Below are 20,500 nucleotides of genomic sequence, written 5' to 3'. Positions count from 1 at the left end.
CGTGTGGCGCGCGTGGCGCGGTGGGTCAGGAGTCCGACGGCTGCTTGCGGTGGCGGCCCCTCGGCGCGGTGGCCTCGTCGTGCTCGGCCACCGGTCCGCGGTGCCTACCGGCGCCGGACCGCGCGGTCGCGGACACGGCGGCGGCCCTCGCCTGCCGCGGGTCGGACTCCCACTGTGTTTCCCACTGCGTGCCCCACGGCGTCTCCGTCCGCGTCTCGTGCTGTGTCTCTGTCTGTGTCCCCGTTATGGCCTCGGTCGACATCTCTCTGCTCACCCCGTAAGAAGATCTTTCGTACAGCCGGGCGAGTCTAACCGGCCGCCACCCGCCCGCCGAGGGGTGCCTGCTGGAGCGGTACGGGCCGGGGCGCGGCGGGCGGTGCCGGCTTGAGCGGCGGCGCGTCCGCCCGCTCCAGCGGGGGCGCCGTCACCCGCGCGACACCGCAGGGCACGGCCCGTGTCGCGTACGGAAGCCGCAGTACGCCGTCCCGTGTCCAGCGACCCGAACCGGCCAACCAGCCTTCGGGCGCGCGCAGTTGCCGTATGCGCCGCTCGGCGGGCCGCCAGACGCCGAGCCAGGTGCCCGCCGCTCCGTCGATCCGCAGCGCCACCGCGCAGCCTTCCGGCAGGAGCGTCTGCCCGGGCTGGATCGCGAACGGCGTGAGCGCGCAGTCCGCGAGCCGCAGCGACTCCGGGAAGCGGACGGGGAGGGTGCCGCCGAGCACGCCCCAGCCGAGCCGGTCGTGGCCCGGCGCGTTCGAACGGATGAGGAGCAGGCCGCTGTCGGCGTCGGCGAGAAGCAGCCGGTCGTCGCTCCCCTCGGCGATCTGGAGCAGCGGTGACACCTCGCCGCCCCGCTCCAGGTCGACGGCGACCGTCTTGACGCACCCGGCCGACTCCCGGTCCAGGGCGAGGAGCCGTCCCGTACGATCCAGCCAGACACCGCCCGAACAGCGTCCGGGCACCTCGGCGACGTGCTCGGGCCCGAAGGAGCCGCCCGCCACCAGCCATACGTCCGTCGAGCGGGCGCCGACCGCGAGGGCGTAGGCGCGGGTGCCGTCCGGGGCGGGCGGCAGGAGGCTCAGCTGACCCCGGCACTCCACGGTACCGAGGGGGATCTCACCGGTCCTCGGGCCCGTCGGGTAGAGCAGCGCGAAGGCGTGGCGGCCGGCCACCAGGCGGTGGATGAGGACGCGTCCGTCGCTCAGCGGCAGCACTTCGGTGCCGGGCTCCTCGGGCTGGTGGCCGGCGAGCGGCACCGCGTAGGGCTCGGGGGAGTCCAGCGTCCAGCGCTCGGGGAACCAGGAGTCACCCCGCCGTGCGAGCCGCGCCGCGTAGGAACCGTCCACCGTGATCGTTGCCGCTGTCATGGTCGGTGTCACCTCCGCCTTCAAACGCTAGGTTTCGTACGCGCTGACGTGGGGTGCACGGCTGTCCGCTTCACACAGAAGGGTGGAGATGCCCCGGTTGGCCTGAGGGGGCAGGGGCGGTTGTGCTGCGCGAGGTGGCGCTGCTTAAAGTAAGGCGAACCTAAGCTCGGCTGGTCCGGGCGGCGCACCTTTGGAGTCCCGATGTCCGAGTTCACCCGGCCCGCACGAGCCGTACGCTCCCGGTCCCCCCGGCGCGGCCGCCGCGCCGCCGCGACGGTCGCCCTCGCCGTGACCGCGGCGCTCACGCTCGCCGCCTGCGGGTCGGGCGACGGCGACTCCGCGAAGTCCGACGACGGCAGCGGCAGCAAGGCCGTCGCCCAGGGTGGCGACGACTTCGCCAAGGCCGCCGAGCGGACGGCGAAGATGGGCACGACGGCGAAGCCGGGCCGGTTCCCGCGCACGATCGAGCACGCCCGCGGCGAGACCGAGCTGAAGAAGCGGCCCCAGCGTGTCGTCGTCCTCGACGTGGGCGAGCTGGACAACGTGGTCTCGCTCGGCGTGAAGCCCGTCGGATACGCCCCCACCGAGGGTGACGACGGCGTCCCCGGCTACCTCAAGAAGGCGGCCGGCAGCCCCAAGGACGTCGGCACGATCAACGCCCTCAACCTGGAAGCCATCGCCGCGCTCAAGCCGGACCTGATCCTCGGCAGCGAACTGCGCGCCGCCAAGCTCTACCCGCAGCTCTCCAAGATCGCCCCGACGGTCCTCTCCGTCCGCCCCGGCTTCACGTGGAAGGAGAACTACCTCCTGAACGCCGCCGCGCTCGACAGGACCGCGAAGGCCAAGGAGGAGCTCGCCGCGTACGAGAAGCGGGCGAAGGACCTCGGCAAGGAGATCGCCGCCGCCCACGGCGGCGAGAAGCCGACCATCACGATGCTCCGCTACATGCCCGACCGCGTCCGCCTCTACGCCAAGGCGTCCTTCATCGGCACGATCCTCGACGACGCCGGTCTGCCGCGGCCCGCGAACCAGCGGAGCAACGACCTGGCCAGCGAGATCAGCCCCGAGAAGATCGACCAGGCCGACGCGGACTGGATCTTCACGGGGGTCTACGGCGACGCGGAGAAGACGGGGCGCTCGCAGGCCGAGAAGAACCCGCTGTGGAAGAAGCTCGGCGCGGTGAAGCAGGGGCACGCGAAGGACGTCCCGGACGAGACGTGGTACCTGGGCCTTGGCGTGACGGCGGCGAACGAGGTCTTGAGCGACCTCAAGGCCTACCTCGCCCCGTAGAAGGCGCCCCGTAGAAGGCGTCCCGTAAGGGCGCGGGGGACTGCGCGAGCAACCACAGAAGAGCCGCAGACGCATCTGCTCAGAACTCGGCAGTCGCGCCTGCGGCTTCTCCGGGGCCGAGCGCGCAGTTCCCCGCGCCCCCTACGGGGCGTTCCGTAGCCGCCGGGCCACGGCAAGTAACGCACGACATGCCGAACGCAGCGGGAAGGTAGCCTTTCCCCGTGCCCCGTCTGTCTGAAGTCATCGCCGCCCTCGACGCCCTGTGGCCCGCCGATCTGGCCGAGAGCTGGGACGCGGTCGGCACGGTCTGCGGCGACCCCGACGCGGAGGTCTCCCGGGTCCTGTTCGCCGTGGACCCCGTCCAGGAGATCGCCGACGAGGCGGTGCGGCTCGGAGCCCAGCTCCTGGTCACCCACCACCCCCTCTACCTGCGCGGTACGACGACGGTCGCGGCGTCCACCTTCAAGGGCCGCGTCGTCCACGACCTCATCAAGAACGGCGTCGCGCTGCACGTCGCGCACACCAACGCCGACCGCGCCGATCCGGGCGTCTCCGACGCGCTCGCGGGCGCCCTCGACCTGCGGGTCGTACGCCCCCTCGTGCCGGACCCCACCGACCGGCACGGCCGCCGCGGGCTCGGCAGGATCTGCGAGCTCGAACACCCGCTGACCCTCGCCGAACTCGCCGAGCGCGCGGCGAAGCGGCTGCCCGCCACCGCGCAGGGCATCCGCGCCGCGGGCGACCCGGACGCGCTGATCCGTACCGTCGCGGTGAGCGGCGGCTCCGGCGACAGCCTCTTCGACGACGTGCGCGCCGCCGGTGTGGACGCCTTCCTCACCGCCGACCTGCGCCACCACCCGGCCTCCGAGGCCCGCGAACGCACACCGCTGGCGCTGCTCGACGCCGCCCACTGGGCCACCGAGTGGCCCTGGTGCGAGCTGGCCGCAGCCCAGCTCGATCAGATCTCCGACCGCAACGGATGGGGCCTTCGCGTCCACGTCTCGCACACGGTCACCGACCCTTGGACCGCCCACGCGGCCTCGACCCCGAACTCAACAGGAGCCCCCAACTGAACGCCGCGCCCGCCGACCAGATCCGACTGCTCGACGTCCAGGCCCTGGACACACGCCTTCAGCAGCTCGCGCACAAGAAGAGGTCCCTTCCCGAGCACGCCGAGATCGAGTCGCTGACCAAGGACCTCACGCAGTTGCGCGACCTGCTCGTCGCCGCGACGACAGAGGAGGGCGACTGCGCCCGCGAGCAGACCAAGGCGGAGCAGGACGTCGACCAGGTCCGCCAGCGCGCGGCCCGCGACCAGCAGCGCCTGGACTCCGGCGCGGTCTCGTCCCCCAAGGACCTGGAGAACCTCCAGCGCGAGATCGCCTCGCTCGCCAAGCGCCAGGGTGACCTGGAGGACGTCGTCCTGGAGGTCATGGAGCGCCGTGAGTCCGCGCAGGAGCGGGTCGCCGAGCTGACCGAGCGGGTCTCCTCGATCCAGTCGAAGATCGACGACGCGACGGGCCGCAGGGACGCCGCCGCCGGGGAGCTGGACCGCGAGACGGCCACGGCCACCAAGGAGCGCGAGGTGGTCGCCGCCTCCATCCCGGCCGACCTCCTGAAGCTGTACGACAAGCTCCGCGCGCAGCAGGGCGGCGTCGGCGCGGCCAAGCTCTACCAGCGGCGCTGCGAGGGCTGCCGCCTGGAGCTCAACATCACCGAGGTCAACGAAGTGAAGGCGGCCTCCGCGGACACCGTCCTGCGGTGCGAGAACTGCCGTCGCATCCTGGTCCGTACGTCCGAGTCCGGCCTGTAAGGACGCTGGTCCATGCGCGAGTTCATCGTCGAGGCCGATGGCGGCTCCCGGGGCAACCCGGGGCCCGCGGGCTACGGCTCGGTGGTCATCGACGCGGCCACGGGGGAGACCCTGATGGAGGCCGCGGAGTACATCGGCGTCGCGACGAACAACGTCGCGGAGTACAAGGGCCTGGTGGCCGGCCTGAAGGCCGCCCACCGGCTCGACCCGGCCGCCTCCGTCCACGTCCGCATGGACTCCAAGCTCGTCGTCGAGCAGATGTCGGGCCGCTGGAAGATCAAGCACCCCGACATGAAGCCGCTCGCCGCCGAGGCGGCGCGGATCTACCCGGCGTCCCAGGTGACGTACGAGTGGATCCCGCGCGAGAAGAACAAGCACGCGGACCGGCTCGCCAACGAGGCGATGGACGCGGGCAAGCGGGGCGCGGCGTGGTCACCGTCGGCGTCGACGGCGGAACTGGACGCGAGGGCGGCGCGGGCGCGGGCGGCGCTGGCGGGGGCGGGTGCTTCGGCTGCGGTGTCGGCTGGCGGTGATGTGACTGCTGGGGCTGACGTGTCTGCCGGGGCCGGTGAGGCTGCCGGGGCTGACGTGACAGCTGTGGCCGGTGAGGCTGTGGTGTCTGGCGGGGCCGGTGAGGCTGACGTGGCCGCTGTGGCCGCTGTGGCCGCTGTGGCCGCTGTGGCCGCTGTGGCCGCTGTGGCCGCTGTGGCCGCTGTGGCGGGTGAGGCCGGTGAGGACGCTGTGGCCGGTGAGGCTGTGGTGTCTGGCGGGATCTCGGCGTCTGATGAGGCCGTGGCGTCCGGAGGCGCCGTAGCGTCTGGTGAGGGCGTGGCGTCCGACGAGACCGTGGCGTCCAGAGACGCCGTAGCGCCCAGTGAGCCCGTAGCCTCCGGCGGGACCGTGGCGTCCGGCGGAACCCGGGCGTCCAGTGAGCCCGTAGCGTCCGGCGGGACCATGGCGTCCAGAGGCACCGCGGCGTCCCGCGACCCCGTAGCGTTCAGCGACCCCGTAGCGTCCAGTGGTGCCGTGGCGTCCGGTGAGGCGGCCGACCGGCGGGCGGCGGGCAGCGCGGCGCGGACTCCGCCCGTCGGCTGGGCGGCTCCCGCCGACCTCGGGGCGCCCGCCACCTTCGTACTGCTGCGGCATGGCGAGACCCCGCTGACGCCCGAGAAGCGGTTCTCCGGGAGCGGCGGCACCGATCCGTCGCTGTCCGCGGTGGGGCGCGAGCAGGCCGAGCGCGCGGCGGCCGCCTTCGCGGCGCGTGGCACGATCCAGGCGATCGTCTCCTCGCCGCTCAAGCGCTGCCAGGAGACCGCACGCACCGTCGCCGCCCGCCTCGGACTCGACGTCCACCTCGAACAGGGCCTGCGCGAAACGGACTTCGGGACCTGGGAAGGCCTCACTTTCGCCGAGGTGCGCGAGCGCCACCCCGAGGAACTGAACGCCTGGCTGGCCTCGCCGAAGGTGGCGCCGCCGGGCGGTGAGTCGTTCGCGGCGGTCTCCCGCCGGGTGGCGGCCGCTCGCGACCGGCTGACCTCGGCCTACGCGGGCCGCACGGTCCTGCTCGTCACCCACGTCACGCCCATCAAGACGCTGGTGCGCCTGGCGCTCGGCGCCCCGCCGGAGTCCCTGTTCCGCATGGAACTCGCGGCGGCCTCGGTCTCCGCGGTGGCCTACTACGCCGACGGCAACGCCTCGGTGCGGCTCCTGAACGACACGTCACACCTGCGGTAGCCCGCGGCGGATCACCGCGGACCCGCGGAGCGTCACCGCAGGGTGGACGCCTCCCGCGCCAGGGACTCCACGCGAGCCCAGTCCCGCGCCGCGACCGCGTCGGCGGGGAGCATCCAGCTGCCGCCCACGCAGCCGACGTTGGCCAGCGCGAGATACGTCGGCGCGGTGGCGGCCGTGATCCCGCCGGTCGGGCAGAAGCGGGCCCGGGGCAGCGGGCCGCCGAGGGACTTGAGGTAGGAGGTCCCGCCGGCGGCCTCCGCGGGGAAGAACTTCATCTCACTGACGTCGTGTTCGAGCAGCGCCACGACCTCCGAGGTCGTCGAGACGCCGGGCAGGAACGGCACCCCGGACCCCTTCATCGCCGTCAGCAGCGACTCCGTCCAGCCGGGGCTGACGAGGAAGCGGGCACCGGCCGCCACGGAGTCGTCGACGTTCCGCGCGGATAGCACCGTGCCGGCGCCGACGACCGCGTCCGGCACCTCGGCGGCGATGGCCCGGAGCGCGTCGAGCGCGACGGGCGTCCGCAGCGTCACCTCGATCACCGGCAGGCCCCCGGCGACCAGGGCCCGCGCCATCGGCACGGCGTCGGCGAGGTCCTCCACGACGACCACGGGGACGACGGGGGCGAGGTCAAGCACGGAGGGCGAGGACGGGGAAGCGGATGACGGGGAAGCGGCCATGAAGGCATCCTGCCCCGGCTTCGACAGCATGCGCAAAGGCCATTGCGCATGCTGCAACCGTACGTCCGACAGCGCGGCCGCGGCTCAGTGAATCTCCCGCACCACCACATCCAGCGCCCACGGCTTGCCCGCCTTCGCGGGCGGCTCCGCCTCCACCACGTGCCCCAGGTCCCGCAACGCCTCGACCAGCTCGGCGGGGCCCTCGGGCCGGGCACCCGTAATCAGGAGGGACCGCACGATGCGGCCCTTCGTCGCCTTGTTGAAGTGCGAGACCACGGACCGCTTCTCGACCCCGTCCACCACCTGCGCGTGCAGCACCCGCACGGTCGCCGTCCGCCCCGCCACCTCACCCTTCGGCTTCCACGCCGCCGCGTACGCCGACGACCGCAGGTCAAGCACGAGCCCTTCGCCCGCCGCCTCGGGCATGACGGAGGCCATCGGCGTACGCCAGTACGCGCCGAGCGCGCCGAGGCCCGGCAGTTTCACGCCCATCGAGCAGCGGTAGGAGGGGATCTCGTCGTTCACGCCGACGGCGCCCCACAGCCCCGAGAAGACGAGCAGGGAGCGTGCGGCGCGGCGCTTGGCGGCGGCGTCGAGCGAGGCCAGGTCCAGAGCGTCGTACAGCACGCCCGTGTAGATCTCACCGGCGGGACGGGCGCCCGCCGCGCGCAGCTCGGCGTTCTTGGCGACCTCGCCCCGCAGCCCCTCGCTGAGCCCGAGCACGAGCCGCGCCTTCTCCTCGTCGGCGGCGCACAACTCGACCAGCTCGTCGAGCACGGCCCGCCGCGCCTCGGCGAGCCCCGGCAACGACAGCGTCTCGGGCCTGAGCGGGGCACCCCGCCCGGACGAGGCCTTGCCTTCGGACGGCGGCAGCAGGACGAGCACGATCGGACTCCTTAGGCGGTACGAGGGAGGGGTGCGGCCCCCGCGAAAGGGTACGGGGTGCGAGGCGCGGCCCGGCGTGCCGAGGGGAGCGGTCCGCCATACGCTCGGTTCATGCCGCGCCGCCAGCTCCACGTGACCGGCGCAGCGGAGGCTCCGTTGCGGGCCGCGCTGCGTGCCCTGCGTACGACGCTCGACGTCCCCGACGCCTTCCCCGCCGACGTCCTTGCGGAGGCGGAGCGCGCCGCCGCGTCGCCCCGGCTGCCGGACCACGACGCGACGGACATCCCCCTCTTCACCATCGACCCGCCCACCTCCGTTGACCTCGACCAGGCCATGCACCTGTCGCGGCGCGAGGCAGGCGGCTACCGCGTGCGGTACGCGATCGCCGACGTCGCGGCGTACGTCGCACCCGGCGGCGCGACCGACGCCGAGGCCCACCGCCGCGTCACCACCCTCTACTTCCCCGACGAGAAGGTCCCGCTGCACCCCACGGCCCTGAGCGAGGGCGCGGCCAGCCTGCTGCCCGGCCAGAACCGCCCGGCCGTCCTGTGGACGATCGACCTCGACGAGGACGGCCGCGCCGAACACACCGACGTACGCCGCGCCCTCGTGCGCAGCCGGGCGAAACTGGACTACGACGGGGTACAGCGCGCCATCGACGACGGCACGGCGGAGGAGCCGGTCGCCCTGCTGCGGGACATCGGGACGCTGCGCGAACGGCTGGAGGTCGAGCGCGGCGGCATCTCCCTCAACGTCCCCGAGCAGGAGATCGTCGAGCGCGACGGCACGTACGAACTCGCCTACCGCGCGCCCCTGCCCGCCGACGGCTGGAACGCGCAGATCTCCCTGCTCACCGGCATGGCCGCCGCCGAGCTCATGATCGACTCGGGCACGGGCATCCTGCGGACCCTGCCGACCGCCCCCGACGGCGCGGTCGGCCGCCTGCGCCGCACCGCCAAGGCGCTGCACGTGGACTGGCCGCACCACGTCCCGTACGCGGAGCTCGTACGTTCCCTCGACCCCCGGCAACCGCACCACGCGGCCTTCCTCCAGGAGTGCACGACGCTGCTGCGCGGCGCGGGCTACACGGCGTTCAGCGGCGGCGAGATCCCCGAGCACACCCTGCACGCCGCGGTCGCCGCCCCCTACGCCCACTGCACCGCCCCCCTGCGCCGCCTCGTCGACCGCTACGCCTCCGAGCTCTGCCTCGCGACCTGCGCCGGCGCGGGCGTCCCGCAGTGGGTTCTTGCCGCCCTGGACGAGTTGCCCAAGGAGATGGCGGAGGGCACCCGGCGCGGCAACACGGTGGAGCGGGAGTGCGTGGACATCGTCGAGGCCGCGCTGCTCAAGGACCGGGTGGGTGAGCTGTTCGACGCGGTGGTGGTGGACGTGAAGGACCACGAACCGGCCGTCGGCACCGTGCAGTTGACGGACCCGGCGATCGTGGCCCGCATCGAGGGCGGCCCGGCGGACCTCCCCCTCGGCGAGCGCCTGCGCGTACGCCTCACCCACGCGGATCCGACGGCGGCGAAGGTGCGGTTCGCGCCCGCGTGAGGCCTCGGCCACCGCCCGGCCGCCCCCTGAGCGCGGCCAACTCCCGCCCCGCGCCGCCCCGTTCCACAACGCCGCCCACCGCGCCCTGATCCCCGCCGCACTCATTGCTTCGGCTTCGGACTGCGTACGAAGGAAGGTTTCCAGCGTGGGTGACCAGCACGGGGGGCAGCAGGGGGACCAGTAGGGGACGCACGCCCGGCGGGCCTGGGGGCGACACCTCACCCTCCGGGCCAGGGAGATCGTCTCCGCGGCCCGGGAACTACTGCGGGAGTCCGGCGCCGAGAAGCTCACGACGCGTGTTCTCGCCGACCGGCTCGGCATCAAGGCGCCCTCGCTCTACAAGCACTTCCCCGACAGTCCGCCGTGGAGGTGCAGCTCATCGCCCCAGATGCTCCATGACGGCCGGACTGCTCATCGCCGCGGTCCCGATCATCGGCGCCCTCCTGGCCCGCTTCTTCGGCGACACGGAACGCCTGGGCGCCCGCCGCCTGACGGGCCTGGGCCTCGGCCTGGCCGGTGTCGCGGTTCACCGTCCCGCACCTCACGGGCGGCGACGCGTCGTCCCTGCCGGAGGTCATGCTCACCGCGCTCGGCTACGCCATCGCCCCGCTGATCGTCGCCCGCCACCTCCGCGAGGTCCCCACCCTCCAGCTGATCGCACCGTGCCTGCTCCTGGCCGCCCTGGTCTACGCCCCTGCCGCGGCGGCCACGTGGCCCGACACGGTGCCGGACACCCCCGCGCTCCTGTCCCTCGCGGGCCTCGGCGTGGTCTGCACGGCCCTGGCGTTCGTCGTCTTCCTCGAACTGATCCGGGAGGCGGGCCCGACCCGGGCGGTCGTCTTCACGTACGTCAATCCGGCCGTCGCGGTGGCGGCGGGCGTCACGTTCCTCTCCGAGCCCCTGACGACGGGCGTCGTGGGGGCCTTCGCGCTGATCCTCGCGGGCTCGTTCCTGGCGACGGCGGCCACGGCGCCGGGGTGGGTGGACCTCCCGCCGGGTAACATGGTCGGCACGGCAGACGAGCCGGGCGGACGGCCGCGTGAAGACCCCTTCGGGGGACCTTCCCGAGGAACGTCCGGGCTCCGCAGGGCAAGGTGGTGGCTAACGGCCACCCGGGGTGACCCGCGGGACAGTGCCACAGAAAACAGACCGCCGGGGACCTCGGTCCTCGGTAAGGGTGAAACGGTGGTGTAAGAGACCACCAGCGCCTGAGGTGACTCAGGCGGCTAGGTAAACCCCACCTGGAGCAAGGTCAAAAGGAGCGCGGTAAAAGGCGCTCTGCGCGGACGTTCGAGGGCTGCCCGCCCGAGTCCGCGGGTAGACCGCACGAGGCCGGCAGCAATGCCGGCCCTAGATGGATGGCCGTCACCGCGACGTCCGCGAGGACCCGCGGCACAGAACCCGGCGTACAGCCCGACTCGTCTGCCCCTCAGGGCCTCTGACCTGCGATATCGCAGGTCAGAGGCCTTTTCTCGTGGAAGGCGCAGGCGTACGCGGCCGTGGGCGATCTCGACGCGTGCAGCCGGGCTCTTGACGAAGCCGAGAAAGTGCACGCCCTCGACGGCGCTCACTCCCACAACGGCGGCTGGCTCCGCTTCGACGGCTCCCGCCTGGCAGAGGAGAGAGGGGCCTGCTACCTCCAACTGGGCCGCCCTGATCTCGCCGAGCAAGCGCTCACCGCAGCCCTTGCCCAGCCTGTGTCCCTGCGTCGCCGCGCTGCTGTCCTGAGCGACCTCGCCGTGCTCGGGGCGCACAGGCGGGACATCGATCAGGTCGTGCACTATGCGGAGCAAGCACTCGGACTCGCGGACCGGTCGAATTCGGGATTCATCGGCAAGAAGCTGGACGGGCTTCGGGGGCGTCTTGCCCCGCTCATGTCCGATGACCGAGTCTCGACTCTTGATCACCGAATCGCGGCGCTTCCGCCCACCGCATGACGAGAGGGACACGCGCATGAATGACGGCCGGATCTTCCGCGAGGCGTGGATCGACGGTGTGAACAAGCACTACCCCGGCGAGCCCAAGCCTGGCTACGTCACGCCGTGGGACGAGACGCCCGAGTGGGAGCGTGAAGCCGCCACCGCCGTGTACGGGCAGGTGCGCGACTTCATCGAGGTCAGCGGCGGGCAGGCGGCCCGGCTCACCCGCGAGCAGAAGGGGCGATTCGTCGCGATCTGCTGGACCGCCCAGATGTTCAGGCACTTCGAAGACCCGAAGCCCGGATATGTTGCCGACTGGTCCGACCTGCCGGTCTGGCAGCGCGAGACGGACGCGGACATCTTCGAACGCATCGAAGGGACCGTCTGAATCTCAGGAGCAGCGACGTCCCCGTCCGGGCCGAGCCGGGCGGGATTCTATTGTTACGTAGCCATCAAAGTAGCCAGGGAAGCACCATCCCTGCACGTCTGTGCAGGTCATAGCGTTGCGCCGACAGTCCCCGGCGTACAGCCCGACTCGTCTGCCCCCAGTGCCTCTGAGCGACTGGACGACGCCCGGTGGGCCAAGGCGCCACGCAGGCGGCCATGACGGCTCGCCCGCCCCGGGCCACGCGCCCCGGGGCGGGGCATCTTCAAGGGGTCAAGTCGCTCAACTGCCCCCAAAGGGCCTTCTCTTGGCGTGTGAGAGGGGCCGGCTGCACCAAGCGCTCGGGGTGCCCCGGCGGGGGTCGCTGAAGCCGGACAGCCGTGTTGTCGGTGGCTGGGCGTGGCTGCTTCCCGACCTCCTCGGCCCAGGCCATGGCTCCCGATGTATACGGGTCAGGATGGACCGGCGCCATGATCCAGCCGAAGTGGATCATCGCCCGTACCGTTGACCGTACGCCGCTCCACGTCAAGCGCTTGCAGGCGTCAACGGCACCCCCCGGGCCGGACCGGGGCTCGCTGCGCATCAGTTGTCCCGCGCCACGGCCGACGGGGCGTGCGTGGACGGGGCGGCCTTCTCGGTCACCAGGCCACCGGCAGTTCCGAGACTCCATGCACCAACCTGCCGGAAGGCCGGGGGAGCTCCTCCTCCGGAACCGCGAGCCGCAGCCCCGGGAAGCGCTTCAGCAGGGTGCCCAGAGCGATCTCCAGTTCCGCGCGGGCCAGCCCGGAGCCGAGGCAGTAGTGCGCACCCTGGCCGAAGCTGAGGTGGGCGTTGTTCTCGCGGGACACGTCGAAAGAGTCCGCGTCGGCGAACTGGCACACATCCCGGTTCGCCGAGCCGAGAGAGGGCAGCACGGCACTGCCCGCCGGGATCAGCGTGCCTGCGAGTTCCACGTCTTCCAACGCGATGCGCAGCAGCCCTTCATCACCGGGCGGGTACATCCGCAGCATCTCTTCAGTCGCCCGCCCCAGGTGCTCCGGGGCGCGGCGAACGGCGGCCAGTTGCTCAGGGTGGGTCAACAGGGCGAGCACACTGTTGCCGATCTGGTTGACAGTGGTCTCGTGCCCGGCGACCAACATGCTGATCCCGAGGAAGATCAGCTCCGGCTCGCTCAGTCTGCCGTCGTCCGTGTCGTGGATGGCCACGAGGGCGGACAGCAGATCGGTTCCGGGGTTCGCCCGCTTGGCGGCGACCAGCCCGGCCAGGTAGTCGCGCAGCGCGATCTGGGAAGCGAGCACCTGGTCGGCGGGGAGCCCCGCGGTGGCCAGGAACGCGGCGGACCAGCCGGCGAAGCGCTCACGGTCCTCGAAGGGGACACCAAGGAGTTCGCAGATGATGGTGACAGGCAAGGGGAAGGCCAGAGCCGAGATCAGGTCAGTGGGCGGCCCTGCTTCCTCCATGGCGTCCAGGAGGCGGTCGGTGTGCTCCTGGATGCGCGGGCGCAGCTGGTTGACCCGGCGGGCGGTGAACTCGCGGGAGACCAGTTTGCGCACCCGGGTGTGCTCGGGCGCGTCCATGTTCAGCAGGCTGGGAAAGTTCTGCGGCGCCGGCCCGAGTCGCGGTGCGCCGGGACGCGTGGTGGCGTTGCGGCTGAACCGTGGGTCGGACAGTACGGTACGCACGTCTTCGTAGGAGGTCACCAGATGAGCGAGGTCGCCGCTGGGCATGCGGACCTGGCCGACGGGTGCCGTCTTCCGCATTTTGGCGTAGTGGGGGCAGGGTTCGAGGGCTGAGGGGCGTTCGAAGGGATAGTCCGGTATGTCGGCCGCCGTCTCGGGACTGTTCGGGGTAGCAGCGGACTGGACGTTCTGGTCTGCCATGGGGTGTGTCCTCCTGTGCGGGTAGGGGTGGTGAGAGGGAGTTCCCTCGTCGAGAGGGGCCCGGCGCGCAGCTTCCGCGCAGCGGGGCCATGGGGGGGAGGGCTGTGGTGGGTCGGGCCAGCCACGTGGGGGCGGCATCGGTCCGTCGGGCCGGGCCGACGTTTACCGCGGGTCCCGTACAGCGATGGCGGCCGCGTATGGACCGTCGACGGCGACGTCGCTGACGGTCCATCCGGGCAGGTCGTTGGAGGGGGCCGGGCCGCTGCCGACGTAGTCGAGTCCGGGCGCACGGCTCAGTCCGGTGCCGAGGCCTTTGAGGAACGCCTCTTTGCGGGTCCAGGTGCGAGCGAGTGCGCCCGGCCGCCGCTGCGGCGGTAGGTGGGTCAGTTCGGTCTGCTCGCGCGGGTGCATCGACCTGGTGATGTGGGGCACGGCCCTCGGCGAGGGGATCTGCTCGATGTCGACTCCGGTCGGGGTCGTGGCGAACGCGAGCAGGGACAACGAACCGGAGTGGGAGAGAGAGAAGTGCACACCTCCGTCGGCGACGGCGGGGCGGCCGTGTGCGGCTCCGCAGGTGGGGCACGTTTCTCGGATGAGGGCCAACTCCCGCTGCGGCACGCCGAGATAAGCGGCGAGCAGGCGCCGCAGTGCGGTGTGCGCTGCGACATATACGTCGCGATCGGCTGCCCTGCGGTAAGCGGCAGCTCGGCGGCGTTCTTCGTCGTCGAGCACCTCGTACGCGTCGGCCGGTACCCCGTCATCGGCCCGGATCAACCAGAGATGTGGCGATGTTTTCGGCAGGAGAAGCCGACTCCGCAGGAATGTTGGGTCAAGGTCATAGCGTCTTGGAGTGAACACGTGTGTCCCCGGAGCCGTCCAAAGGCCCCTTGAGGGACTTCAGCGGCTTACTCGTCGGTGGCTTTCTTTTGCTGCTCCAGTTCCCAGACCTTGCGGATCATGGAGGCCATGGACTCCCTCATGTCGGGGGAGAGGTCGGCGGCGCGCAGGGCGATGTCCGTGACGTCCGCCTCCCGCAGCGCGGTCAGCAGCGCGAGCTCGGCGTCGATCTGCTTCGCCGCTTCGGGGTCGAGGAAATAGGAGACCGGGACACCGAAGAACTTCGCCAACGCGGTCAGATGCTGGATCGTCGGATTGTCCCGGCGTCCGGTACGCAGCTGCCAGATGTAGGTGTGAGAGATCGAGATGCCCTGCTGTGCCCGGATCGCCTCTGCCGCGGCGGTGTAGCTGTACTCGCCTTGCCCGGTTGGACGTACGCACCGGAAGAGGTGGTCCAGCCTGCTCGCGATCGAGAACGTCTCGTGCCGCTGATCGCCCACGCATGCTCCTCGGCTCTCAATCTGAGTTTACACATGGATGATACATCGCGTCACTCCCCGTCTGTGCTGCCTCTGTGCTGCCTCTGTGTTGCCGCCATCGCGGCACGTCAGTGTGTGAGCCGAGTGCCTCGTAGGGGCGACGTGTGTGCGTGGCCCCGTGTCTGACTGGGCCACAGTGCATCAAACAGAATAAATCGGCCCATGTCTCACATGGAGCGAGATTGACACGCCTATAAATCTCAGTTGATACTCGGCCGGGCCGTGAAGGTTGCGGCTGCCGCTGAAGCCTGCGCGGCACCGAAGTACCGGCTCGTCGGCGTACAGCCGGCCCCTCGGCACACCCCATCAACGACCCACGCCTCCCGAGCAACGGCTGCCAGGATCAAGAATTCAAGGAAGAGCGGGCATGCAGGAGAGCTTCACCGCGCACGTGCGCACACAGGTGTCCACCTACAAGAACGAGCGGTCCTACACGTTCGTGCGTGACGGTGCGGACGGCCTGGTCGGCCGGCGCCTCGACTACACGGAACTGGACCACGACGCCCGACGACTGGCCTCCTGGCTCGATACACAGCCCGCGTCCCGGCGGCCCGTCCTTCTCCTCTACCCGGAGGGCCTGGATTTCCTCCGCGCCTTCCTCGGCTGTCTCTACGCGGGAGTCATCGCGGTCCCCGTCCCGATACCCACGGACCCGCGCAGTCTGGCCAGGACCGCGGGAATCCTCCAGGACACCGGCGCCGGCCTGGTGCTGACCACCTCGGCCCACGGCCCGGACCTGCGGCAGTCGCTCGGCACGGATCTGCCACCGGAGCAGTTCCTCGTCGTGGCCACGGACGATGATTCCCTGGGCCACGCCGACTCCTGGACGATGCCCGCGCTGCACCGCGATTCCGTGGCGTTCCTCCAGTACACCTCAGGGTCGACGAGCGAGCCCAAGGGTGTTGTGGTGACGCACGGAAACCTGCTGCACAACGAGAACGAGATGCGGCAACAGGCGTCGACCGACAGTGACATGGTGCTGGCCGGGTGGCTTCCGCACTTCCACGACATGGGGCTGATCGGCATGCTGCTGCACCCGCTCTTCGTGGGCGGCAGCTGCGTCTTCATGTCCCCCACGTCGTTCCTGCGGCGGCCGGCCCGCTGGCTTGAACTCATCAGCACATGGCGGGCGACCCTGACGGTGGCCCCCGACTTCGCCTATGAACTCTGCGCCCGGATCGTCAGCGACCGACACCTGGCAGGGCTCGACCTGTCGAGCCTGAGGGCCGCACTGAACGGCGCGGAACCCGTGCGGGCCACGACGCTGCGGAAGTTCGTCGACCGCTTCGCCCCGATCGGCCTGCGCCCCGATGTCTTCATGCCCTGCTACGGCATGGCCGAGGTGACGCTGATGGCCACCGGTGCGCCGCGCAGCGCACCGGAGGACAGCTACCTGGCCGACCGCGCAGGGCTTGAGCAGAACATCGTCCGCCCCGCGACCGACGGGACCGGCACCGAACTGGTCAGCTGCGGGCGGACCGGGGCGCTGGACCTGCGCATCGTGGACCCCGAGCGACGCACGGTGCTCGGACCGGGCCACGTGGGGGAGATCTGGCTCAAGGGCGCCAGTGTGGCCGCCGGTTACTGGCACCGCCCTGATGCCACGGAAGAGACCTTCCGTGCCCGCATCGCCGACGGAGACGGGCCCTACCTGCGAACCGGCGACCTGGGAGCGCTGGTCGACGGGGACCTCTATGTCACCGGCCGGCTCAAGGACGTACTCATCGTGCACGGCCGCAACCTCTACCCGCAGGACATCGAACACGCCGTCCGGGACCTCCACCCGGCCCTGGCCGCGGGTGTGGGCGCGGTGTTCCCCGTGGAGAACGGCCGTGAACACGTGGTCATCGTCCATGAGGTCAAGAAGGGTCTGCTCCAGGGAACGGGGCTCGACGAACTCGCCGCCCGGGTCAAGACACTCGCCGTGCAGGAGTTCGGGCTACCGCGGCCGGGAGTGGTGCTGACCAACCGTGGCGCCGTGCAGCGCACGACCAGCGGCAAGGTGCAGCGCCGCCTGATGCGTCGGCTGTTCCTGGAGGACCGGCTCAAGACCCTGCACACAGACCTCCCGAGCGCCGTCCGCGACCTGCGCCCGGCCCGTCCGGCAGCCACTCCCGCCGCTGCCGTACCGGCCGGCCAGGTCGGCTGACCCCGAGGCCACACCGATGAACGACACACTCAGCAACCTCCTTGAGGGTTTCGAGCACCATCTCGGCAACCCGCATGACGACGACAACACCTTCTCCTTCTCGCGGAGCGCCACGCTGGACCGCGCGGAGCGGTTCCCGGACGACATCTGCCGGCAGCTCAACTCATGGGGGCTCCAGCGGTACTACGTACCCAGGGCCCTGGGCGGGGAACTGACAACGTTCGAGGCGCCCTTCCACCTCATCCGCACCGTGGCCAGACGCGATCTCACCGTGGCCATCGGTCACGGCAAGACCTTCCTGGGAGGGGTGTGCGCCTGGATCGTGGATCCGACCGACAAGATCACAGGTCTCGCCCGGAAGGTGATCGAGGGACACCCGGTCTCCTGGGGACTGACCGAACGCGATCACGGCAGCGACCTGCTCGCCGGTGACGTCCGGGCACAGGAAGCGCCCGGCGGCTATCGCATCACGGGAGAGAAGTGGCTGATCAACAATGCGACCCGCGGCCGGATCAGCACGGTTCTCGCGCGCAGCACCCCGGCAGGGGGTGCCCGCGGATTCGATGTCTTCCTCGTGGACAAGGAGGAGCTCCCCGAAACGGCGTACCACTGTCTGCCGAAGGTCCACACACACGGCATCCGCGGGGCCGATATCAGCGGCATCCGCTTCGAGGCGGCCGAGGTGGACCGCGGTTGCCTGCTCGGCACCCCGGGGCAGGGGCTGGAGACCGTACTGAAGAGCCTCCAGCTGACCCGCACCCTGTGCTCCTCCCTCTCCCTCGGCGCCGGGGACCATGCCCTGCGGCTGGCCGTGCGCTTCGCGCAGGAGCGCTCCCTGTACGGCCGGAGCCTCCTTGAGCTGCCACGGGCGCGCGCAGTGCTGCTCGACGCCTACGCCGACCACTTGCTCGGGGAGGCGCTCGCTCTCGTGGGGGCCCGCTCCATCCACGCGCTCACCGGCGAGATGAGCGTGACCTCGGCCGTGGTGAAGTACCTGGTGCCCAGCCGGACCGACACGATGATCGGCACACTGGCACGGTTCCTGGGCGCCCGCTCGCAGCTCCTGGACGTCTTCGCCGAGGGAAGGTTCCAGAAGGTCCAGCGCGACCACCGCATCGTCGGCATCTTCGACGGCAACAGCTTGGTCAACCTCAGCGCCCTCATCAACGAATTCCCCACCCTCGCCAGAAAGTCGGGACGCGCACCGGACGCCGCCGCCCTGGACGGCCTGTTCGACCTGCGCCGGCCTCCCCCGCCTTTCGACGCCGCTCGGCTCAGCCTGATCTCGCGACACGGCAGCAGTCTCCTGCGGGAACTGCCGAGTTCGGTCGGCAGGCTGACCGACCTGGCCACGTCCCGGCCGGCCCTGCTGCCCGTGGCCGAACTGGCCCGGCGCGTGAGGGTACGGACCGACGCACTGCGGTCGGAGATGGCCGCGCACCGCCCCGTGCGCGCCGCGGTGGCACCACGCAGTTTCCGGGTCGCCGAGGAGATCTCGCTGTGCTTCGCCGCCTCCGCGGCGATCGGGCTGTGGCTGGCCCATCACGAACAGGCCGAGAGCGGCCCGGCCGGATCACTGTGGCACGACGCGCACTGGCTGCACGCCGCCCTCAACCGTGTCCTGACCGGCCTGGGAATCCCCGCCACACCCGCCCCGGCCGGCGACCAGGCCCTGCTCCACACCCTTATCACCCAGTGCGAGGACGGCTGGTCCCTCTCACTGACCCCCCACCGCGTCGCGGAAGGACTCGTCTCGTGACGACACCGGAACGCCATAGCCGCACCGCGCACCTGGAATCGCTGTTCGGCGACCCCTTCGACGAGGCCAACCCAGTGGGATTCCGCCGGGTGCTGGAGGCCGACGAGCGCGGCGAGCTGCTCGCCGACGGGGAGCGGCTGCTCGACGACTGGGGGTGCAACGAGGAGTTCGTACCGCGTTCGCTCGGCGGGCGCTGGAAGGACACCGATGAACTCGTACGGCGGCTGCGGCCGGTTTTCCGCCGCGACGCCTCCTTGGGACTGGGATACGGCGTCACCTCACTCATGGCCGCGGTCAATGTCTGGGCGGCGGGCGACCCCGCACAGCGGCGGAGACTGAGTGAGGAGCTGCGATCCGGTGGCAAGGTCGCGGTGGCCTTCCACGAGCTGAGTCACGGCAATGACTTCCTGCGCAACGAGACCCGGGCGCACCCGGTGGGCGACCGCATGCTGCTCAACGGCTCGAAAGAAGTCATCAACAACGTCCAGCGAGCCCAGAGCATGGTTCTGTTCGCACGGACCGCCACGGGAAACGGCGCCCGCGACCACTCCGTGTTCTGGCTCCGCAAGGACGAGCTCGATTCCGGCTCGCTGCGCTACCTGCCGCGCTTCGCCACCGCCGGCATACGCGGCTGCCGGCTCGGCGGGGTGTCCTTCACCGATTGCGCACTGCCCGACGGCAGTCTCGTCGGCACGGCCGGAGGCGGTGCCGAGACGGCGCTGCGTGCCTTCCAGCTTACCCGCACCGTACTTCCCGGCATGGCGCTGGGCCTGCCCGACACAGCACTGCACGTGGTGAGCCGCTTCGCCACCCGACGGCGGCTGTACGGGGCCGCTGTCAGCGACATCCCGCACGCCCGCGACACCCTCGCGACCGCCTTCGCCGACCTCCTGGTCATGGACTGCCTGGCCACAACGGCCGCGCGGATGCTGCACCTCGCACCACGCCACGTCGGCGCCACGGCGGCCGCCGTCAAGTACCTGGTCCCTCTCATGCTCGAACAGTCCTTGTACCAACTGTCGTTGGTGCTCGGCGCGCGGTTCTACTTGCGCGAGGGCCCGTACGCCGTCTTCGGCAAGATCTACCGGGACGCACCAGTACTCAGCCTCGGCCACGCCGGGGGCACCGCCTGCCTGCTCACCATCATCCCGCAGCTGCCGCTGCTGGCCCGGCGCGCCTGGCACGCGGAGCAGCCGCCGACAGCCTTGTTCGACACGGACGCGCCGCTGCCCGAACTCGACTTCCAGCAGCTCGCGGTGGTCGGCGGGAGTGCCGACCCCCTGGCCGCGTCGCTCCTCGCGGAAGCGGCTCAGCCGTCCGGCCGTCAGGACATCGACGCGCTTGTCAGCTCGCTCGCCGCGGAGCTGCGCACGCTGCAACAGCAGTGCTCCGCGCTGCCGCCGACGGAGCGCGGGCCCTCCGCCGGTCCCGACACCTTCGCTCTCGCGGAGCGCTACACGGTGCTGCTCGCCGCCGCGGCCTGCCTGGGGGTCTGGCGCCGGCACCGGGCGCGCCCCGATTCCGGGCTGCTCGGTGAACCCCAGTGGATCCACGCCGCGCTCACCCGACTGGCCATGCGGCTGGGGCTGAATGACGGCCGGCTGCCCCAAGACGCCTCCGAAACCCTGTTCGCCGAGCTGACCCGACGGGTGGACTCGGGCCTCTCATGCTGCCTGGACGCTTCACCGATCCTGCGCTGATCCGAACCG

General features: G+C 71.2%; 18 protein-coding genes, 1 other RNA gene and 1 pseudogene. 13 read left to right on the top strand and 7 right to left on the bottom strand.

Translation table 11 applies throughout. From position 1 onward, the window contains the following. Positions 1 to 308: 308 nt before the first annotated feature. The gene (locus ACOBQB_RS20810) at positions 309 to 1,367 is read right to left on the bottom strand and encodes a hypothetical protein (protein WP_423593674.1); all 1,059 of its coding nucleotides are present in this window, start codon (positions 1,365 to 1,367) and stop codon (positions 309 to 311) included. A gap of 201 nt (positions 1,368 to 1,568) precedes the next feature. On the opposite strand from ACOBQB_RS20810, the gene ACOBQB_RS20805 reads away from it, so the two are divergent. From ACOBQB_RS20805 to ACOBQB_RS20790, 4 genes are all read left to right on the top strand, one after another. Continuing rightward, positions 1,569 to 2,657, top strand: coding sequence for an ABC transporter substrate-binding protein (locus ACOBQB_RS20805; protein ID WP_423593673.1), 1,089 nt, complete (start codon positions 1,569 to 1,571; stop codon positions 2,655 to 2,657). Between the two features lie 221 nt (positions 2,658 to 2,878). Then, entirely contained in the window at positions 2,879 to 3,730 is an 852-nt protein-coding gene (locus ACOBQB_RS20800; protein WP_423593672.1) for a Nif3-like dinuclear metal center hexameric protein, read from the top strand. Beyond that, on the top strand, positions 3,727 to 4,470 hold the full coding sequence (locus tag ACOBQB_RS20795; RefSeq protein ID WP_423598626.1) for a zinc ribbon domain-containing protein: 744 nt from the start codon (positions 3,727 to 3,729) through the stop codon (positions 4,468 to 4,470). The genes ACOBQB_RS20800 and ACOBQB_RS20795 overlap by 4 nt, the downstream gene beginning before the upstream one ends. A gap of 12 nt (positions 4,471 to 4,482) precedes the next feature. Beyond that, entirely contained in the window at positions 4,483 to 6,204 is a 1,722-nt protein-coding gene (locus ACOBQB_RS20790; protein WP_423593671.1) for a bifunctional RNase H/acid phosphatase, read from the top strand. Between the two features lie 32 nt (positions 6,205 to 6,236). Here ACOBQB_RS20790 and eda read toward each other — a convergent pair whose 3' ends face one another. Together eda and yaaA are read right to left on the bottom strand one after the other, a co-directional pair. Continuing rightward, positions 6,237 to 6,884, bottom strand: coding sequence for a bifunctional 4-hydroxy-2-oxoglutarate aldolase/2-dehydro-3-deoxy-phosphogluconate aldolase (gene eda, locus ACOBQB_RS20785; RefSeq protein ID WP_423593670.1), 648 nt, complete (start codon positions 6,882 to 6,884; stop codon positions 6,237 to 6,239). 84 nt (positions 6,885 to 6,968) lie between these two features. Beyond that, the gene (yaaA, locus tag ACOBQB_RS20780) at positions 6,969 to 7,769 is read right to left on the bottom strand and encodes a peroxide stress protein YaaA (RefSeq protein WP_423593669.1); all 801 of its coding nucleotides are present in this window, start codon (positions 7,767 to 7,769) and stop codon (positions 6,969 to 6,971) included. 111 nt (positions 7,770 to 7,880) lie between these two features. On the opposite strand from yaaA, the gene ACOBQB_RS20775 reads away from it, so the two are divergent. From ACOBQB_RS20775 to ACOBQB_RS20750, 6 genes and pseudogenes are all read left to right on the top strand, one after another. Continuing rightward, positions 7,881 to 9,323, top strand: coding sequence for an RNB domain-containing ribonuclease (locus ACOBQB_RS20775; RefSeq protein WP_423593668.1), 1,443 nt, complete (start codon positions 7,881 to 7,883; stop codon positions 9,321 to 9,323). A 238-nt stretch (positions 9,324 to 9,561) separates the two neighbouring features. After that, entirely contained in the window at positions 9,562 to 9,936 is a 375-nt protein-coding gene (locus ACOBQB_RS20770; RefSeq protein ID WP_423598624.1) for a helix-turn-helix domain-containing protein, read from the top strand. Continuing rightward, positions 9,900 to 10,220: pseudogene (locus ACOBQB_RS20765) on the top strand (EamA family transporter); the annotation flags it as partial. The gene ACOBQB_RS20770 and the pseudogene ACOBQB_RS20765, both read left to right, overlap by 37 nt. Positions 10,221 to 10,342: 122 nt before the next feature. Beyond that, positions 10,343 to 10,748, top strand: an RNA gene (gene rnpB, locus ACOBQB_RS20760) — RNase P RNA component class A. 74 nt (positions 10,749 to 10,822) lie between these two features. Beyond that, on the top strand, positions 10,823 to 11,260 hold the full coding sequence (locus tag ACOBQB_RS20755; protein ID WP_423593667.1) for a tetratricopeptide repeat protein: 438 nt from the start codon (positions 10,823 to 10,825) through the stop codon (positions 11,258 to 11,260). Between the two features lie 16 nt (positions 11,261 to 11,276). Continuing rightward, complete coding sequence (locus tag ACOBQB_RS20750; protein ID WP_423593666.1) at positions 11,277 to 11,630, top strand: hypothetical protein; 354 nt, start codon at positions 11,277 to 11,279, stop codon at positions 11,628 to 11,630. A gap of 262 nt (positions 11,631 to 11,892) precedes the next feature. Here ACOBQB_RS20750 and ACOBQB_RS20745 read toward each other — a convergent pair whose 3' ends face one another. From ACOBQB_RS20745 to ACOBQB_RS20730, 4 genes are all read right to left on the bottom strand, one after another. After that, positions 11,893 to 12,120 carry a DUF6059 family protein gene (locus ACOBQB_RS20745; protein ID WP_423593665.1) on the bottom strand — a complete coding sequence of 76 codons (228 nt, stop codon included), beginning with the start codon at positions 12,118 to 12,120 and terminating at the stop codon, positions 11,893 to 11,895. A 145-nt stretch (positions 12,121 to 12,265) separates the two neighbouring features. After that, the gene (locus ACOBQB_RS20740) at positions 12,266 to 13,507 is read right to left on the bottom strand and encodes a cytochrome P450 (RefSeq protein WP_423593664.1); all 1,242 of its coding nucleotides are present in this window, start codon (positions 13,505 to 13,507) and stop codon (positions 12,266 to 12,268) included. Positions 13,508 to 13,669: 162 nt separating this feature from the next. Further along, positions 13,670 to 14,281: a 4'-phosphopantetheinyl transferase family protein gene (locus ACOBQB_RS20735; RefSeq protein ID WP_423593663.1), complete on the bottom strand. Its 612-nt coding sequence runs from the start codon at positions 14,279 to 14,281 to the stop codon at positions 13,670 to 13,672. Between the two features lie 131 nt (positions 14,282 to 14,412). Then, positions 14,413 to 14,844 carry a helix-turn-helix domain-containing protein gene (locus ACOBQB_RS20730; RefSeq protein WP_423593662.1) on the bottom strand — a complete coding sequence of 144 codons (432 nt, stop codon included), beginning with the start codon at positions 14,842 to 14,844 and terminating at the stop codon, positions 14,413 to 14,415. Between the two features lie 406 nt (positions 14,845 to 15,250). Between ACOBQB_RS20730 and ACOBQB_RS20725 the strand changes: the two genes are divergently transcribed. Genes ACOBQB_RS20725 through ACOBQB_RS20715 form a run of 3 tightly spaced genes read left to right on the top strand, consistent with a single transcriptional unit; the run spans position 15,251 to position 20,491 of the window. Beyond that, positions 15,251 to 17,032 (top strand): fatty acyl-AMP ligase, encoded by a 1,782-nt coding sequence (locus ACOBQB_RS20725; protein ID WP_423593661.1) that lies wholly within the window; start codon positions 15,251 to 15,253, stop codon positions 17,030 to 17,032. 16 nt (positions 17,033 to 17,048) lie between these two features. Further along, on the top strand, positions 17,049 to 18,791 hold the full coding sequence (locus ACOBQB_RS20720; RefSeq protein ID WP_423593660.1) for an acyl-CoA dehydrogenase family protein: 1,743 nt from the start codon (positions 17,049 to 17,051) through the stop codon (positions 18,789 to 18,791). Beyond that, positions 18,788 to 20,491, top strand: coding sequence for an acyl-CoA dehydrogenase (locus tag ACOBQB_RS20715; protein ID WP_423593659.1), 1,704 nt, complete (start codon positions 18,788 to 18,790; stop codon positions 20,489 to 20,491). The genes ACOBQB_RS20720 and ACOBQB_RS20715 overlap by 4 nt, the downstream gene beginning before the upstream one ends. Positions 20,492 to 20,500 lie beyond the last annotated feature (9 nt).

The organism is Streptomyces sp. G5(2025), assembly GCF_049542075.1.
GTDB lineage: Bacteria > Actinomycetota > Actinomycetes > Streptomycetales > Streptomycetaceae > Streptomyces.
The sequence above is the reverse complement of the archived record's forward strand: the minus strand, read 5'-3'. Positions and strand labels throughout refer to the sequence as shown.

Coding starts and splice junctions, on each gene's coding strand:
- ACOBQB_RS20810 (WP_423593674.1), bottom strand. CDS start 1,367: ATGACAGCGGCAACGATCACGGTGGACGGTTCCTACGCGGCGCGGCTC.
- ACOBQB_RS20805 (WP_423593673.1), top strand. CDS start 1,569: ATGTCCGAGTTCACCCGGCCCGCACGAGCCGTACGCTCCCGGTCCCCC.
- ACOBQB_RS20790 (WP_423593671.1), top strand. CDS start 4,483: ATGCGCGAGTTCATCGTCGAGGCCGATGGCGGCTCCCGGGGCAACCCG.
- eda (WP_423593670.1), bottom strand. CDS start 6,884: ATGGCCGCTTCCCCGTCATCCGCTTCCCCGTCCTCGCCCTCCGTGCTT.
- ACOBQB_RS20775 (WP_423593668.1), top strand. CDS start 7,881: ATGCCGCGCCGCCAGCTCCACGTGACCGGCGCAGCGGAGGCTCCGTTG.
- ACOBQB_RS20750 (WP_423593666.1), top strand. CDS start 11,277: ATGAATGACGGCCGGATCTTCCGCGAGGCGTGGATCGACGGTGTGAAC.
- ACOBQB_RS20745 (WP_423593665.1), bottom strand. CDS start 12,120: ATGATCCACTTCGGCTGGATCATGGCGCCGGTCCATCCTGACCCGTAT.
- ACOBQB_RS20740 (WP_423593664.1), bottom strand. CDS start 13,507: ATGGCAGACCAGAACGTCCAGTCCGCTGCTACCCCGAACAGTCCCGAG.
- ACOBQB_RS20725 (WP_423593661.1), top strand. CDS start 15,251: ATGCAGGAGAGCTTCACCGCGCACGTGCGCACACAGGTGTCCACCTAC.
- ACOBQB_RS20720 (WP_423593660.1), top strand. CDS start 17,049: ATGAACGACACACTCAGCAACCTCCTTGAGGGTTTCGAGCACCATCTC.